Annotated in this window: 19 protein-coding genes; 9 read left to right on the plus strand and 10 right to left on the minus strand. The window is 65.3% G+C overall.

Going from position 1 to position 15,420, the window contains the following annotated elements:
* Positions 1-16: 16 nt before the first annotated feature.
* The 4 genes from ACETII_RS00260 to ACETII_RS00275 all read right to left on the minus strand — a co-directional run bounded on the left by ACETII_RS00260 (position 17) and on the right by ACETII_RS00275 (position 2,718).
* Positions 17-313 carry a GYD domain-containing protein gene (locus tag ACETII_RS00260; RefSeq protein WP_472785398.1) on the minus strand — a complete coding sequence of 99 codons (297 nt, stop codon included), beginning with the start codon at positions 311-313 and terminating at the stop codon, positions 17-19.
* Positions 314-455: 142 nt separating this feature from the next.
* Positions 456-1,619: an extracellular catalytic domain type 1 short-chain-length polyhydroxyalkanoate depolymerase gene (locus tag ACETII_RS00265; protein ID WP_472785399.1), complete on the minus strand. Its 1,164-nt coding sequence runs from the start codon at positions 1,617-1,619 to the stop codon at positions 456-458.
* Positions 1,620-1,649: 30 nt separating this feature from the next.
* Positions 1,650-2,066 carry a CopG family transcriptional regulator gene (locus ACETII_RS00270; protein ID WP_472785400.1) on the minus strand — a complete coding sequence of 139 codons (417 nt, stop codon included), beginning with the start codon at positions 2,064-2,066 and terminating at the stop codon, positions 1,650-1,652.
* A 322-nt stretch (positions 2,067-2,388) separates the two neighbouring features.
* Positions 2,389-2,718 (minus strand): DUF5132 domain-containing protein, encoded by a 330-nt coding sequence (locus tag ACETII_RS00275; protein WP_472785401.1) that lies wholly within the window; start codon positions 2,716-2,718, stop codon positions 2,389-2,391.
* Between the two features lie 301 nt (positions 2,719-3,019).
* On the opposite strand from ACETII_RS00275, the gene ACETII_RS00280 reads away from it, so the two are divergent.
* Positions 3,020-3,487 (plus strand): DUF421 domain-containing protein, encoded by a 468-nt coding sequence (locus ACETII_RS00280; protein WP_363352193.1) that lies wholly within the window; start codon positions 3,020-3,022, stop codon positions 3,485-3,487.
* A gap of 164 nt (positions 3,488-3,651) precedes the next feature.
* On the opposite strand, the gene ACETII_RS00285 is transcribed toward ACETII_RS00280, so the two are convergent.
* Entirely contained in the window at positions 3,652-4,086 is a 435-nt protein-coding gene (locus ACETII_RS00285) for a four-helix bundle copper-binding protein (protein WP_363352191.1), read from the minus strand.
* 475 nt (positions 4,087-4,561) lie between these two features.
* Here ACETII_RS00285 and ACETII_RS00290 point away from each other — a divergent pair, with 475 nt between their 5' ends.
* Both ACETII_RS00290 and ACETII_RS00295 read left to right on the plus strand, forming a co-directional pair.
* Positions 4,562-5,431 carry a hypothetical protein gene (locus tag ACETII_RS00290; RefSeq protein WP_363352189.1) on the plus strand — a complete coding sequence of 290 codons (870 nt, stop codon included), beginning with the start codon at positions 4,562-4,564 and terminating at the stop codon, positions 5,429-5,431.
* A 44-nt stretch (positions 5,432-5,475) separates the two neighbouring features.
* Positions 5,476-6,624 (plus strand): extracellular solute-binding protein, encoded by a 1,149-nt coding sequence (locus ACETII_RS00295; protein ID WP_363352187.1) that lies wholly within the window; start codon positions 5,476-5,478, stop codon positions 6,622-6,624.
* A gap of 14 nt (positions 6,625-6,638) precedes the next feature.
* On the opposite strand, the gene ACETII_RS00300 is transcribed toward ACETII_RS00295, so the two are convergent.
* Positions 6,639-7,028, minus strand: coding sequence for a hypothetical protein (locus tag ACETII_RS00300; protein WP_472785402.1), 390 nt, complete (start codon positions 7,026-7,028; stop codon positions 6,639-6,641).
* 259 nt (positions 7,029-7,287) lie between these two features.
* Between ACETII_RS00300 and ACETII_RS00305 the strand changes: the two genes are divergently transcribed.
* The gene (locus tag ACETII_RS00305) at positions 7,288-7,623 is read left to right on the plus strand and encodes a PepSY domain-containing protein (protein WP_363352183.1); all 336 of its coding nucleotides are present in this window, start codon (positions 7,288-7,290) and stop codon (positions 7,621-7,623) included.
* 145 nt (positions 7,624-7,768) lie between these two features.
* On the opposite strand, the gene ACETII_RS00310 is transcribed toward ACETII_RS00305, so the two are convergent.
* The 3 genes from ACETII_RS00310 to ACETII_RS00320 are packed head-to-tail and all read right to left on the minus strand — an operon-like array spanning position 7,769 to position 10,103.
* Complete coding sequence (locus ACETII_RS00310) at positions 7,769-8,389, minus strand: hypothetical protein (RefSeq protein ID WP_472785403.1); 621 nt, start codon at positions 8,387-8,389, stop codon at positions 7,769-7,771.
* Positions 8,386-8,994, minus strand: a complete 609-nt coding sequence (gene gspM / locus ACETII_RS00315) for a type II secretion system protein GspM (protein ID WP_363352179.1) — start codon at positions 8,992-8,994, stop codon at positions 8,386-8,388. The genes ACETII_RS00310 and gspM overlap by 4 nt, the downstream gene beginning before the upstream one ends.
* Positions 8,991-10,103, minus strand: coding sequence for a PilN domain-containing protein (locus ACETII_RS00320; protein ID WP_472785404.1), 1,113 nt, complete (start codon positions 10,101-10,103; stop codon positions 8,991-8,993). The genes gspM and ACETII_RS00320 overlap by 4 nt, the downstream gene beginning before the upstream one ends.
* A 254-nt stretch (positions 10,104-10,357) precedes the next feature.
* On the opposite strand from ACETII_RS00320, the gene ACETII_RS00325 reads away from it, so the two are divergent.
* Genes ACETII_RS00325 through ACETII_RS00345 form a run of 5 tightly spaced genes read left to right on the plus strand, consistent with a single transcriptional unit; the run spans position 10,358 to position 14,800 of the window.
* Complete coding sequence (locus ACETII_RS00325; protein WP_472785405.1) at positions 10,358-12,112, plus strand: GspE/PulE family protein; 1,755 nt, start codon at positions 10,358-10,360, stop codon at positions 12,110-12,112.
* A 6-nt stretch (positions 12,113-12,118) separates the two neighbouring features.
* The gene (locus ACETII_RS00330) at positions 12,119-13,333 is read left to right on the plus strand and encodes a type II secretion system F family protein (protein WP_472785406.1); all 1,215 of its coding nucleotides are present in this window, start codon (positions 12,119-12,121) and stop codon (positions 13,331-13,333) included.
* Positions 13,330-13,791: a GspH/FimT family pseudopilin gene (locus ACETII_RS00335; protein ID WP_472785407.1), complete on the plus strand. Its 462-nt coding sequence runs from the start codon at positions 13,330-13,332 to the stop codon at positions 13,789-13,791. The genes ACETII_RS00330 and ACETII_RS00335 overlap by 4 nt, the downstream gene beginning before the upstream one ends.
* Positions 13,776-14,186: a type II secretion system protein gene (locus ACETII_RS00340; protein ID WP_472785408.1), complete on the plus strand. Its 411-nt coding sequence runs from the start codon at positions 13,776-13,778 to the stop codon at positions 14,184-14,186. Before ACETII_RS00335 ends, ACETII_RS00340 begins: the two co-directional genes overlap by 16 nt.
* On the plus strand, positions 14,183-14,800 hold the full coding sequence (locus ACETII_RS00345) for a prepilin-type N-terminal cleavage/methylation domain-containing protein (RefSeq protein ID WP_472785409.1): 618 nt from the start codon (positions 14,183-14,185) through the stop codon (positions 14,798-14,800). The genes ACETII_RS00340 and ACETII_RS00345 overlap by 4 nt, the downstream gene beginning before the upstream one ends.
* A 22-nt stretch (positions 14,801-14,822) precedes the next feature.
* On the opposite strand, the gene ACETII_RS00350 is transcribed toward ACETII_RS00345, so the two are convergent.
* Complete coding sequence (locus ACETII_RS00350; RefSeq protein WP_472785410.1) at positions 14,823-15,401, minus strand: prepilin peptidase; 579 nt, start codon at positions 15,399-15,401, stop codon at positions 14,823-14,825.
* Positions 15,402-15,420: the final 19 nt, after the last annotated feature.

The following is a 15,420-nucleotide window of genomic DNA, read 5'->3' on the forward strand; positions in this document are numbered from 1 at the left end:
GGCGCCGAGCCAAAGCTTACAGGTTGCGGATCGTCTGCTTGAATTTCTTCCACGTCGTCGCCGGCCACACTTCCGTGCTGGCGTGGCCCTGCGTGCGAATGAGCGCCGAGACGCGGCTTGCCGACTCCATGTCTTCGGCGCGGAAAATATCGACGTAATCGCAACCGCCGAGAACGGCGTAGCTCTCGAGCCATTCGACGTCCGGACAATCCTTGCGCACGCGCGCCATCGCCTTCTGCTCGAGCTCCTCGAGCGCTTGCGGCGAGCGCGCGGCGTCGGGGCTTAGCCGCGTCAGCATGATAAAGGTTTGCATGTCGATCCTCCGCCTATTGGTTGAGTGATCTAACTCTCCGCCAGGAGAGGGCGAGGGCGAGGCCTTGCGCCTGGCGCGAGAAATCGACGCCAACGGCGACGTCGCCGCCGTGGCGCAATCGTCTCGTCTGCGCCGAGACGACTCAGCTTTCCAGAAAGAAGCGCAGCATTTCGAGCGACGCGTCGGGTCCGCGCGGCTCGGTGTGCGACGCCTCGGGCGAGCCCCCTGACCACGCGTGTCCCAATCCGTCGATCGCCCAATATTCGAGCTGCGAAACGCCTCTCTCATCGGCGACGACCGTGCGCCGATAGTGACGTCCGTTCGACGTCCCCCGCTGCGTCGTCTCGTGATGCGTCCCGGACATTCCGGCGCGCGCTTCGCTCATGATGCGATCTGCGTTGGTTGGATGCACCTTGGCGTCCGACGCGCCGTGGAAGATGATGGTGCGCGCGCGGCGCGCGGCGCGACGCGGTCGGCGCGACGACTTTCCGCTCATGGCGAGGAAGGCCGAGGCCTGGTCTGTCGCAACGCCGTAGGGAAGGCCCGAGTGGACGCCTGCGGCCGCGTAAAGGTCCGGGTAGGTCGCGCTCATCACATCGGCCATCGCGCCGCCGGCCGAAAGGCCCGCGACAAACACGCGCGCAGGGTCCAGGTTCATTTCCGCTATGAGAAAGCGGGTCACGCCGGCGATGATGCTCGGTTCGCCCGAATCCCGGCGCTGATCGCCTTCGTTGAACCAGTTCCAGCAGCCGAGATGATTGGCGGTGAGCGGCTGCTCGGGATAAGCGACGACAAGCCCATGCTCTTCGGCGAGCCGGTTCATCCCGGCGCCGACGGCGAAATCGTCTGCATTCTGGGTGCAGCCGTGCAGCATCACGATCAGCGGCGCTCTGGCGCCGCGCAATGCGCTCGGCACATAGACCTTGTAAGGCCGCACTCCCGCCTCACAGGCAAAACTGCGAGAGAGAAAGGATGCGCCCTCCGGCACGCGCACGGTCGGCCGTTTGCCGAGTTTCGCCAGCGCGTCCGGACTCAAGGCGAAGCTTGGAAGCTCGCCGCTGCGCAGGCGCGTCAGCGTCTCGCCGAGCGGCATGCGCAAGCGCGCCGCGGCGGCTTCGGCGCGCGGGGCGGCGTCGCCCGTAAGGTCGAGCCGAGGCGCGGCCAAAGCGGCCTGTTCGCCATCCGTCGGCGTCTTCGAGCGGTTCCCGGAGAGGCTTCGCAACAGCACGCGCGTCGCCTCCGCCAGGTTTTGCTCTCGGGTCAGCCTCAGGGCTTCGTCGATTGCGCCGGCGAAGAAATTTTCCATTTTTGACGCCTCTTTTGAGGGGAGAGGGTTTCAGCTCATTCGATCCGAAAGCGCCGCCTTTACCGCGGGGCTCGCCTGAAGCGCGCCGAGAACGGTGAGGGATTCGATTGTTTGGCGCGCAAGCTCCGGCGTGACGTCCGGGGCGATGACGGCGAGCCCCAAGACGCGGAGGCGCAATTTGCGACCGGCGGCGCGGACCCCTTCGAGTTCTTCGCGCGTGACGGTGCGCAAACCGAGCTCGAGCGTGTTGCGGACGATCGATTGCTTGATCGCGTCCGAATGGGTCGCGAGCTGATTGCGGATCGCCGTGCGAATGAAGTCCGTGCGATTGGAATAGAATCCCTCGCGCACGAGAAGGTCGACATGGCCGAGGTCGACGTGACCGACATTGATCGTGATCTTTTCCGTCTCGCCGGCCTTTTCGCGCAGCTTGTGAACGTCGCCCATCCCCGTCTTCCTACACCATCCTACTGGATGGTATATGGATGGTGAGCAGCGCTCATTCAAGGGGGCGCACTTTAGAGACGCACCGCTTTTGGCGCGCGTCACCGTGGCCGCAGAGCTGCGATCTGGCTGCGGGGGTTCGAGCGGTCTCTTGAAGGGGTCGAGAGCTCTCGCGGGGCGCTGCAGGCGCCTTATGACAGGAACGCCCTCATGGCTTCAGCCGGCTCGGGTCTGTAAGCGCGGCAAATCTGCGCCTCCGGCCGGAGCGGAGGCCGGAGGGCGCGAAGCGTTCCGGGCCGAAGGCCAACCAGCGTAACGCCAAAGCCTAGCCGGCGCCGTGGCCTGCCGCGTGGCCGTCTCGGCCGTGTCTGGCGCGATCGGAAGTCCGACGGGGCCTTTCGACGCGCGAACCCTCGCCCGCCCGCTCGGCGCGCGCTTCCGCGACGAGATCGCTCGCGGCGTCATAGGCCCCGGAAACCGCGCCATGGGCTTCGTCATAAGCGAGCATCCCGGTCTTGACGAGTTCCTTGGCGACCGGCCGAAGCATGCGCCCAACCGCTGGCAGGATTGTCGGCGCCAATAGAAGCGCGCCTACCCCGAGCGCCGTCGCTCCCGCGGCGCCTTCCAATTTGAACAGATCCTCTAGCAGCGCCATTGCGGTTCTCCTCTGTCGTCGCGAAAAAATCACATTGGGACGCGGCGAATGCATTCAAGCCCCGATAGATAGCCGCCTGAGGCGCTTTTTATCGCAACACAGGCCGGCGGAACCGTGAAGAGCGAACAGAAACGCTTGCCGTCGCATGGCTGCGAAGGCCGACCGCGACGCGCCGACCGATGAGCATGGCCCGGCGGCGGATTGCGCCCATGTGCAGTGTGAACCCGAAGCGTCCGGCCGAGGCGGAAGACAAAGCTTCTGCCGAAGCGAAGGAAGAAGCTCCTGCATCGGAGAAAGCACCATGTTCGCGCCCTCGATGAGCCCCGCCGAAATCATCCTGCGGGCGGCCTGTGTCTATACTTTTCTCTTTGTTCTGATCCGCTTCAGCGGCAAGAAACATGTCGGCGAGATGGCCCCCTTCGACCTCGTGCTGTTGCTCGTGTTGAGCGAGACCGTGCAGAATGCGCTCATCGGCGGCGACAATTCGCTCGTCGGCGGGCTCCTTTCCGCCGCGGCGCTCGTCTTCATGGGCCGCGCGGTCAGCTATGTGAGTTGGCGAAACAGGAAGGCCGAACGGTTTTTCGAAGGCGTTCCCGTGATCTTGGTCCGGCACGGGAAAGTCAGGGCGGCGGCGCTCGCCAAAGAGCAGATCACGCGGTCCGAACTCATGGAAGCCGTGCGACGCGAAGGCTCTACGTCGCTTTCCAACGTGCGCTTTGCCGTATTGGAAAACGACGGAACGATCACGATCGGACTTGACAAGGACTAAACGATCCGTCGCGCCGGTCGCCGCTGGTCTTCGCCCTCCCCTTTTCTTAGGCGAGGCGCACGGCGGCGCGCCATCGATAGAGTTTGCTGTGAGGGTTCTTTAAACAGCGCGCTCCGGCCGAGCTACAAAGGGCCGGGGCGCGCTTCTCTCGGGCTCAGCAAGCCTTAAGCGGCGACCTTATGGCATTCCTCGGCGCAGGTCTTGCACGCGGCGCCCATCGCATTGCACTCGGCGACGTCGGGGAACTTGTCGCATTCCTTCTTGCACGCCTCGCAGATGGCCGCCACGGTCTTGGCCATCGCCGGCGTAAACTTCGAATTCACGGAGGAGAGGCTGTTCAGCGCCGCGCAAGCGGCGATGGTGTCATAGGTCGCGGTCGTGCAGTCGGCCATGCTGGAATCGCCCATCGACAGCATGCCGAAGCAGTGGCGAAGGCAGTTGGCGCCTTCCGCGACGCATTTGGCGGCGGCATCCGCCACGCCCTTGTATGTCGCCGGGTGATGATGGTGGGCCGCCTTCTTTTCCTCCGCAAGGGCGGAGGACACAGAAGCGGCGGCGGCGGCCGCGCCCAGCGCAGTCATAAAATCACGACGTTCCATCAGTGTGACGTCCTTCGTCTTTGAGTACCGTTTCCGCAGCGGAAAACGCCACCATTGTGAACACTGCTCACGATCTTTGCAAATCTGACGACGACGCCGGGCGTCGCCTGCGACGGCGTCGACCCCGCGGCGCGCCTTTCCGGCGCAAGACCGGCGCGACGCGGTGAACGGGACCGGGCCTCGCGGTTGCAAGGGCGGCCGCGCGAGGTTTGAAGGCGCCCTTCCGCCCGCGTAGCTCGGATACGGACGGCGGCAAGCCGGGTCCATTGATCTCGCGCCGCGCGACGCGGCGGCGCTATTGCGCTTGCGCCTGATCGAGCGACAGGCGCGAGATATTGAGAGACGCGCCCCCTTGCCCGGGCGCGTGAATGCATACATTTCGCTTTAATATCCGTTAAGCCGATGAACGCCGCCCTAGATTGATCTCGCCTAACCATCAGCGGCGGCCGCGTCCATCGCAAGCAGAGCAGAGCCGATGGCCAGCATGAAAGGAAAAGCCGCGAATCTGGCGCAGGCGGCGGCGTTCGCCCTCGCGATTGCGATGACGTCGCCAGCATCCGCGGAGCTTCTGTCGGACATGGGCATGGCGCGACTGACGACGCCCGACCAGTTCACGGCGGCGCGTTACCGGGCGCCACGGCGCTTCGCACGCCAACCGCAAAGCGCCGGACATGTTGCGGAGGAGCCCGAATCCGGCGGCGCGACGGGCGAGGCGCTCGCCGCCTGCGAGAAAGGGATCGGCAAATCGGAAAACTTCAGTCTCCCTGGAACCAAGGGGGAAATACAGCTCGACCGATGCTATCGGGGCCGCGAGCAGCTCGTCTGCAGTCTCGCGGCGCTTTCTTTGCAGGCGAAGGCTCTCGTTCAGGATTTCGCCAAAATCATCGAAGCCAATTATCCCGACGTCGCCAATGTGGACGCCATTTGCACGATGGCTCCCGAAAATCTCTCCGTCCATATGGAGAAGGCCTCCACTTTCGCAACGAGATTCCGGGAGCTGAGAGAGGAATATGACCGGCGCCTCGCCTGTGTGGCGAAAGTCGAGCAATCGCTGCAGCAGGTCAGCCTGGCCGATATGCCGCGCTCCGACGAAATCTTGAAATCGATGAACGATACGCTTCAGGGAGACATAAAGGACGTCGCCACGACGCGGCAACGGCTTCTGGACCTCGCCGAGAGGATGGACGCGTCGCAAAAAGCGATGGCGGTCATCCAGAAGATCCACCGGACGATGTGCTTTGCCCCGGCGCCGGAGCAGTCGACGAGCGCAGCGGCCCCGGAGAAAGCTGAAACGCCGCAATCTCTGGCGCCAGCGCCGCAGCAATTTACGCCGATGAAGAAGTAGGACGCGCCGAACGGACTGCAGCCGCTCAATAGGGGTCCTTCGCGATGACCATATTGAGATTATCCCGCACCGCCGCCGTTTGGCTGGCCTGGCTTCTGACGCTTTGCGCCTTTCCCGCGCCCGGACAGGCGCAGATCGTCAATGTGCTCGGCTGGAACGACTACATCGATCCCGACGTCATCGCTGACTTTACCGAGGAAACCGGGATCGAGGTTACCTACGACTCGTACAATTCAGACGCCGCGCTCGAGAGAAGGCTCAAGGCGGGGAAGGAAACCTTCGACGTCGTCATCGTGTCCGGTCCGGCTCTTTCGAAACAGATTGCAGCCGGCGTCTATCAGAAGCTCGACGAAAACAGGCTTCCCAATAGAAAATATCTCTGGCCTGAAATCATGCAGCTTCTTTCCGCCTATGACATCGGCAACCGGTTTGCCGTCAACTACATGTGGTTTACACTCGGCATTTCTTACAACGCCGAGAAAATAAGAAGCAATGTCGAAGCCGTCGCGTCGCGTCGCGCATCGGCGCGGTCCCTCGCTTCGCCGCCCTTCGATTCATGGAGCGTGCTGTTCAAGCCCGACTCTTTGCGCAAATTCTCGAACTGCGGCGTCGGCGTCGTCGACGACCGCGAATATCTGCTGGCGATCGCGCGGCGATATTTGTGGTCTGACTGGAAGTCCGCCGCTGGCCTGTCGCATGAAACAGATCTCAAACGTGCGGGCGACATGTTGGGCGCCGTCTTACGCGATGTGAAGAAGCTCGACGCGTCGAATTTCGTCGCCGCTCTGGCGAATGGCGAAATCTGCCTCGCCGTCGGCTATTCTCTCGACGGCTTTCGCGCCCGCGATCAGGCCCGGGAAGCAAATAACGGGGCTGAGATCAATTACGTGCTTCCCCGCGAAGGCGCGCCGGTCCTGATGGATAATCTCGCAATCCCGAAAGCCGCGCCGCATGTCGCGGAAGCCTATCGGTTCATCGATTTCCTCCTGCGTCCGGAGATCGCCGCCCGGAACACCGACTTCACGCATGCGGCGAACGGAATTTTCGCGTCGAAGCCTCTCGTGGACAAAAGCATCTCGGGCAACAAGTCCGTTTATCCCGACGCCGCCGTCGTCGAGAGGCTTTTCGTGCCCGAGCAAACCTATGCCCGAACGCGGGACGCCTTCCTGCGCGAATGGGTGCGCATGAAATAGCGGCAAAGAGCTTTTCACGGCCTCTCTTTTTGCACAAGCTTTTCACGCAACCAACGAACGACTATGGCGGCTCCAATCGGAACGGTGACGGTCAGAAACAACACGCTCGTGACCCATCCTGACCTCGACGCGCTCGCAACGTCATGCTGTTCAAGCCTTCGCATTCTCGATCCCACAGGCAGAGCGTGCTTGTCGCTTGGGTCTTCGCTGCGGTATGTCCCTTCCACTTCCTTCTTGTGGCGCGTCTCGAGCTCGCCGAGCCTCAACTCGGCCCCGGCGTCATCGAAAACCTGGATGTTGGATTCAGCCCTGCTCTGTAGCCGCTTCACGAGCCCGAGGCATTGCGTCGCAGTGTCCGCTCGGCTGATCCGCCGATCAGCGCCGTAGACGACAGCATAAGCCACGGTTGCTCTCCAGTCCGCCGGTAAGCTGCAAACAACGCCGCGAGAGCTACGATTAATTAGATGCGCAGGCCCGGCTGGCAATGGCGCGGTCCTCGCGTGGCTGACGCGCGGCGCTAACGCGCGTTTTTACCCGACGTCGGTCGATTGGCGCCTTTTCGTTTGCTTGCGCCGCCTAATATGGATGCAGGACCAGGCATTCGCAGATGCGACTGCGTGGCCGCAGCCGTCCTATTTACCCGCAAGCAGAAAGGAGCGCCTCATGCGTCGCCTTCACCTTTCATCTTTCGCCCTGCTGAGCGTGTTGGGGCTTCTCACGGCGCCGGCTTTCGCGGACCGGGCGTTGACGAGCGCCGAAAAATCAAGCCTGCGCTCGGCGCTTCAGGACATGGGTTGCCGCGGCGGCAAAATGGAGTTCGACGACGGCAAATACGAGATCGATGACGCCATGTGCCGCGACGGCAGATACGATCTGACCTTCAACAAGAAATTCCGCCTGACTCAAAAGGAGTTCGAGGCCCGGGACGAGCGCGTCGGCCGCCGCGATCGCGACGAAAGCGCTTACGGCAGCGGACGCAAGCGCAGCAGAGATTATTAGCGCGCCCGCGCGAGATCGCAACTGAGACAATGACGACAGCGCGACAGGCGCCGACGATATGCGCACTCTTTGCGTTTCGATCGCCGGCGTCCCGCTCGAGCGCCCGCGCGCGGCGAGCGGGTGGAGAGAGACGCTCGGAGGGGCCTTATCTGGAGGCAGGATCGGAATTGGCGTCGTCAGCGGGGGCCTCGCTTCCGGCGTCTGGCGTCGCCTCGCCATATAACTTCAGTTTGCTCGATTGTCCGCCGCTCTCGAGAACGACCTCCGTCGCCGTGATGGAGGTCACCGTCCAGGCCTCGACGGCGTCGCCGACCTTTCGCCATTCGCCGTCGGGCGCATCCGGTGAGACGAGGAACGCCTTTGTCGCATTGTTGTGTCGTACGATTGCGGCGACCGTCACGCCGGTCGGCCCCTCGACGACAGCCTCCGTCGCGGAAGCGGCGGTCTTTGACGCCGGCTTGCGGTCCTTCGCGAAGATCGGCCGCGAAAGGGACTCCGTGTCGGCCGAGGCTGGCTTTGGCGGATAAAGGTCGACGACGCCCAGGCTCGGCGGCGTCCAGTCGGCGACGTTGACGAAACCGTCGCTCTCCACCGGGCTGACGGCGGCGTAGAGGGCGAAGAAGCCCGCCCCACAGGTAAAGGCGGTCAAGACCGCGAGGCCGATCGCCGAGAGGGGCGAAAGCGGCGAGCGCGTGACTCTGAAGAACCGCGACGGCGCATTTTTCGTCACTGCGGCGATGCGCAGGATCGCATTATCGCGCTTCATGGGCGGCCCTTTTTCGGCGCGCCGCCGAAAACGTCGAATTGCGCTTCCAGTTCTTCGCTCTGCCGCGGCATGCCCCAAAACATCGCCTGGTTGCGAATGCTCGCCCCGGTGATGAGCAGCAAGGGCGGCTCGCCCTCGAGGGCGCGCGCCAGTGCGTGGATATTGTCATAGGAGCCCGAAACATTGAGCCGCGCGCCGACCAGCGTCACGCCCTCGAACGGTTTTGGGGGCAATACCTGGATCGACCTGACCGTGACCTGCGAGGCTTCCGCGAGCGTCTTCAGCCGCGCCTGCAGATTGGCGTCGATGACGCCGTCGCCGTCGCCGTCCAGGAGTTCGCCGCGACCATTGATGTCGGAGACTTGCCGGGCGTAGGCCTGAATCTGCTCTTCATGGGCGACCACGGCCTCATAGCGGGCGAGCGTCTGACGCCGTTCGGCGACAGCCTCGGCGCCGGTCGCGATCAGGCGGCGCGCGGGTTCGATGCACAGGAGATAGAAAAGCGCCAGGGCCAGCAGATTGACGCCAGCGAAGACGGCGCGACGCCCGGCCGGCGCCTGACGCAGCGCGCGCGAGGTCAGGGGCCAGGCGAGACGCCGCGTCATCTGCCGCCCGCCGGCTTCTGTTGTTCCAGTTTGGCCTGCAACGAAAAGCCCTCGCGCTTTTCGCGCGGGTCGGGCGTGATGGGCGCCGTGAGCGCCGCATCGCTGAAAAGCGGCGAATGATCGAAAAGGGCGGGGAGACCGACTGCGGAACTCGCAAAGCCGATGATGTCGACCGCCCGCTCATTGGTCTGTGTTTCACTCAAGCGAAAATCGCTGACATAGGCGCTGTCGGGGAGGATGCGCGCGACCTCCTCCCATAGGTCGCCAAATTGCGGGCCGTTCCGGCGGGCGCTGCGCAGCACCGCGAGCAGCCGGCTCTCCGAGGAGGCGCGATCCACCACCTGCCGCACGCGGGCGGCGCGCGCCGACATGTCCTGTATCTTCGCGTCCAGTTCCGCAATGAGCGCGTCTTGGCGCCACAGCGTGACGCCGACGCCCGTCGCCGTGAAGATCGCCGTCGCCATGAAGAGCCCGAGCGCAATGTTGCGGAGCCGATGGGACGTCCCCTGTGTCGCCGCGAGGCGGATGACGGGGGGTTCTTCGTCGCCCTCGCCACAGGGCCGGATGAAAGCGATGTCCGAGACCGCGAGGCCCGCGCGTTCGACCGTCTCCGCGACGATGTCGCGCCGCAGGATCCACAGGCTCACGCGAGACTTCTCCGGCGTCGTCGGGAGCCTGGCGATCGTATGGCCGTAAAGCACGTCCGCGACCCGAAAAGGGGTCTTGCGCTCAATGTCGGCGATCAGAAGCTTCGGCAGATTGGCGACGGCGGCGTTGGGAATGTCGAAGCGGCGCACGAAGAAAGCGCGGGTCTCGATCTCGAGTCCGACCCGGACGGCGTTGCGCGTCAGACCGCGACGGCCGAGCGCCCCTTCGAGCGACGCGGACGCGACTTCGTCGCCGGAAAGACGCCAAAGCGGCGCGCCGCGCGCGTCGACGCAGGAGAGATCGCGCTCGCCGGCCTTCAAAATCAGGCGCCGATCGCCGCGGTCGGTCAGCCAGGCGATCGTCTCCTGCGAGAAGAGGCTGAAAAATTCACGCCGATACCAGGCGAGGAGCCGCTGCGCGGCCGTCTTCAGCGAATGTCCGAGATTGTCTTGCGTCCACAACGCGCCCGCCACTCGAAAGACCCCGACAGTTGCGACGCCTCAAAATAGCCGCCGACGCGAGGCGAGGCAATCAGGCCGGAGAAAAAGCGTTCGTCGAAATGGCCCACATCGGGCGCCTGGAGCAAAATCTTTCATGCTCGAAAGGGGATAGAAACGCAGACGCGATTGTGCGCGCGCGGCTGTCTTCGGACCCGCAAATATGTCATCCTGACCCGAAGCGTTGATCGGCGCGCGGACGCTGCAAAGGGCTGTCGATGAGAACGCAACTTCTGGCTGGGGATGCAACCGGCGACGCCGCGGCCAAACATTCGCCGCTCGGAAGCGACGCCGATTTCGCGGCGGGCTTCGGGGCCTTTCTCGTCGAGGAGAAAGCGATCGACGAGCTGGCGTTGCAGCGGTCGCTTCGCGCGGCGGCGCAGAGCGGCGAGCGCTTCGATCATGTGCTGACGAAGCTCGGCCTCGTTCCAGAGGCGGATCTTTGCGCCCATCTCGCCAAATTCCTCGAGATTCCGCGCATCGAGCCCGCGGAAATTCCGCTCCAACCGCCCCTGTGCGGCGACGTTCCCGAGAAATTCATCCACGCCAACGGTCTGTTGCCGCTCTCGGTCGAGGGGCGGCGGTTGACTCTCGCGGTCATCGATCCGCTCGACCTCGATCCGGTGCGCGCCTTGTCCTATGCGACGGGCTACGACATCGACTTGCGCCTCATCCCGCCCTCGCAGTTCGAAAAGGCGTGGTCGTCGCTCTATGGCGCGCCGCGCCAGGGCGTCGCCTTCATCGAAAACGATCTTCGCGCCAATGACGCCAGCGAATACGATCTCCAGCGCCTGCGCGACATCGCCAATGAGGCGCCCGTGGTGCGCCGCGTCAATGAAATCATCGCCGACGCCATCGAAGCGCGCGCGTCGGACATTCATATCGAGCCATCGCTCGACGCCGTGCAGGTTCGTTACCGGATCGACGGCGCGCTGCACTCGGCCGAGATCCTGCCGCCGGGCTTGAAGGCCGCGATTGCGTCGCGCATCAAGATCATGGCGCGGCTCGACATCGCCGAACGCCGCCTGCCGCAGGATGGGCGCATCAAGCTCGCCATTCGCGGCGTGGACATTGATTTTCGCGTCTCGACGCTGCCGACGGCGCATGGCGAAAGCATCGTCCTGCGCATTCTCGACCGCAGTCAGATCGCGCTCGATTTCGACAGGCTGGGATTCGAGCCGGAGACGACGGCGCAGTTGCGCGAGGCGATGCGCAATCCAAACGGCATCGTCCTCGTCACCGGCCCCACGGGGTCGGGCAAGACGACGACGCTTTACACAGCGCTCAAGGAGCTGACGACGCCCGACGTCAAGGTCTTCACCGTCGAAGACCCGATCGAATATCAGCTCGCGGGCGTCAATCAGGTGCAGGTGCAACCCGGGATCGGGCTCGACTTTCCCACTACGCTCCGCGCCATTTTGCGCCAGGACCCCGACATCGTGATGATCGGCGAGATTCGCGACGCCGCGACGGCGCGCATCGCCATTCAGGCGTCGCTCACCGGCCACCTCGTGTTCTCGACCTTGCACACCAACAGCGCCGCCGCGTCGATCACGCGGCTCGTGGACATGGGCGTGGAGAATTATCTCATCGCCTCGACAGTGAAGGCGGTTCTGGCGCAGCGGCTGGTCCGTCGCCTGTGCCAGGCCTGCGCGACGCCGCTCGAAACGCGCGCGCAGCTCCGCGCGCAATTTTCAGGAGAGCGCTTCGCCGCCGGGAGCGACCGGCTGTCCGCGGCCAAGGGCTGCCCCCACTGCCGCCAACTGGGCTACGCGGGCCGATCGACGATCGCCGAGCTTCTCATCATGAACGACCGCCTGCAGCGCCTCGTCTGCGAGAACGCGCCGGACGCGACGCTGGAGGCCGTGGCCCGCGAAAGCGGCATGACGACCATGTATCAGTGCGGCATGACCAAAGCCTGGCGCGGCGAGACGACCCTCGACGAAGTCGCGCGCGTCACACGCATGGATTGACGCTAAATGCCGATCTTCCACTATCGCGCCTATAGCGGCTCGGGCGATCTCGTCGAGGGCGACATAGAGGCGCCGAGCGGCGAGGCGGCCGAAGACGCGCTGTTTCGCCGCGGGCTGACGCCCTTCGAGACGCAGGCGGCGGAGCCGGCCGCCGCCATCGCCCGGCGCGCCTTTTTCAAGAGCGGCCCCAACGCCGCGCAGATCGCGTCTTTCACGCGGGAGTTCGCCACGCTCGAACAGGCCGACGTGCCGCTCGATCAGAGCCTGCGCATCCTCGCCGCGCAGAGCCCCGCCGCGCCGCTGCGGGCTTTGGCGCAAGAGATCCTGACGCGGATCGTCGAGGGCGCGTCGCTCTCCGACGCCTTGTCGAGTCGACCCGACCTATTCGCGCCGGACTATGTCAATGTCGTGCGGGAGGGGGAGGCCGTCGGACGCGTCGGGCCTGCGCTCGCCGATCTCGCCGAGATGCTCGAGCGGCGTCTCGAACTGAAAGCGCGCATTCAGAGCGCCCTCATCTATCCGGCGCTGCTGATGACGCTCGCCGTGATCTCGACGGGCGTCGTGCTCGGCACGCTGGTTCCCAGCGTCGCCCCGATCTTCGCCGACAATGGCAAGGACATGCCGCCCGGGCTTCAGTTCATTCTGGATATGGAGGCCAACGCCGGGGTCGTCGCTTTCGCGCTCAGCGCCGTCGCCGCGAGCGTCGCGCTCTTCTACAGAATGGCGCGATCGCGGCCCGCCTGGCGGATCGCGATCGCGCGGTTCTACCTTCGCCTCCCGGTGATCGGCGCCTTGCTGTCGCAATTCGCCGCGCTGCGCTTCTCCCGCACCCTCGGCGCGATGCTGAAAGCCGGCGTTCCGCTCTTGCAGGGCCTCGAAAGCGCGCGCGCGGCGGTGTCCGACAGTTTTTTCAATCATGAACTCGCCGGCGTTATCGAGGCGGTGCGCGGCGGCTCCAATCTCAGCAGCGCGCTTTCGGGCGTGCCCCATTTGCCGCCGGCCGCGACGCAGATGATCGCCATCGGCGAAGAGACGGCGCAACTGGGCGAGATGCTCCTGCGCGTCGCCGCCATGTTCGAACGTCAGACGCAACGCTCGATCGAGCGGGCGATGGGACTGCTCACCCCCGCTCTGACCATCGCCATCGCCGCCGTTGTCGGCGGGCTGATCATGACGGTGATGGACGCCGTGCTCAGCATCAACGATCTCGCGGCGAAATGAGGCGGCTTCCGAAAGGTCTGGAGCGCCGGCAGGGATTCACCCTGCTCGAGGCGGTCGTGGTGATGGCGCTGATCGCCCTCGTCGCCGGAGCGGCGGCGCAACGCCTGCGGCCGCCGTCCGCGCGCGTGCGGCTGGAGATCGCGGCCAGAAATTTCTGCGCGACGCTGCGCGCGGCGCGCGCCCGCGCCATCGCCACCAACAGCGAGACCTCCATCGTCATCGATCTCGCGCGCAACGCCTATGCGTCGCCCGTCGGCGCGCCCGGGCGTTTTCCCCCCGAGGCGCTGATCACCCTCGACGTCGCCGGCGCCCCGCAACTGACGCCGCCGCGCGGCGCCATCGCCTTCTTTCCCGACGGCGGCTCGACGGGCGGCGACATGACGCTGCAGACGCCGGACGCGCGGGCGACCATCGCCGTCAACTGGCTGACGGGCGAGGCCAGATGCGCGGTCAGCTGAAATCGCGGCGGGGCTTTTCACTCATCGAAGCCCTCGCCGCCTTCGCCATATTGGCGATGACGCTCGGGCAGCTCCTCAATGGGGTGAGCGGCGGCGTGCGCAATCAGGCGCGCGCCGATTTTCTCCTACGCGCGGCGCGGCAGGGCGCTTCGCAGCTCGATGCGCTCGGCGTCGACGGACCCACGCCCTTCGGCGAATCGAGCGGCCGCTATCCCGACGGTCTCCACTGGTCGCTGTCCGTCACGCCGGGGCGAAGCGTCGCCGGCGCGAACGGGCGGCCGGCGCTGACGAGCTTTCATGCGCGCCTCGTCATCAGGAAGCCGTCGGGTTACGGAGAGAGCTTCACTCTGTCCGCCGTAAAGATCAGGCCGCTCGAGGAGCCCGCCCCGCCATGAAGCGACCGGGCCGGAATGGTTTCACCCTTCTCGAACTGCTGCTGGCGATCAGTCTCGTCTCCTTGATCACGGCGTCGCTCATGGGCGGCGTAAACCTTGGCCGACGAAGTTGGGAAACCAGCCGCGCGAGCGAGGCGCTGGACGAGATCGAGAGCGCGGCGCGGGCGGTTTCATCGCTCGTTGCGAGAAGCTTTCTCGTTCACCCGGAACAGACCCAACGCGGGCAGTCCGAGCCGGCGCCCGTCTTTCTCGGGGCCGCCACATTCTGCCGCTTCGTCATGCTGAGCGAGGGCGGCGCGCATTGGGGCGGGCTCATCTTGACGGAGATCGGAAGCGAGGGCGGCGACGAACTCGCCGTGTGGACGAAAATCTACCGGCCGCAGGAGGGCTTGGCTCCAACCCGGGCGACGATGCGAAAAACCGTTGTTCTTCGCGGCCTCGCCGCCTTGGAGATCGCCTATTTCGGCGCGCCGCAGCAGGACCAGGCCCCGGCCTGGAGCGGCGGCTGGCGCAACGCCGGCGCGCTTCCCACGCTCGTTTCCGTCAAGATCAGCGCCAGACGTCTGGGCCGCATCCTGGAGGCGGCCTCGACGCTCGCCATCCGTCAGCGCTAGGCGGGGTCGTCTCCGAAGCGGTTCAACCGAACCCGATGGGACCGACGGCCCATGACAGCCACAGGCCCAGCGCCAGATGCGGTCCGAAGGGCACGGGCGCGCTCGCGTCGGCGAGATCTCCCTGACGCAGCGCGACGGCCGCCGAGAACAGCGCCGAGAACGTCGCATAGATCAGGCAGCCCGCGAGTCCCTCGACGCCCAGCCAGATCCCTGCGACGGCGAAGAAGCGGGCGTCGCCCTCTCCGACGCCCGGCGCGCCGCGCAGCGCCGCATAAGCGAGGGCGACGGCCCTGAAGGCGAGGAAGGCCAGGACGACGGCTGCGAGCCGCGCCCCCGTCTCCTGCGGCGCGTGCGCCAGGGAGGTGGCGAGCCCGCAGAGAAAGAGAAACACGAGCGGTCCGTCCGGAATAACGAAATAGCGGACGTCGAACAGCGAGACGACGCAGAGCGCGGCGAACAGACAGACGCTTGGAAGAATGAGCCAGCCGAGCGCGGCGCTCTGGCCGAGCAATGCGCCGAACGTCAGGAGCGAGGCCCAGGCGGCCGCGGTCAGCGGCCGACCCGCCGAACGGCCGAGCAAAATATTCCAGGCCAGGGGCACAAGGGCGCGTCGCCGACGA

The sequence above is a fragment of the Methylocystis sp. NC52PC genome (genome assembly GCF_055698645.1).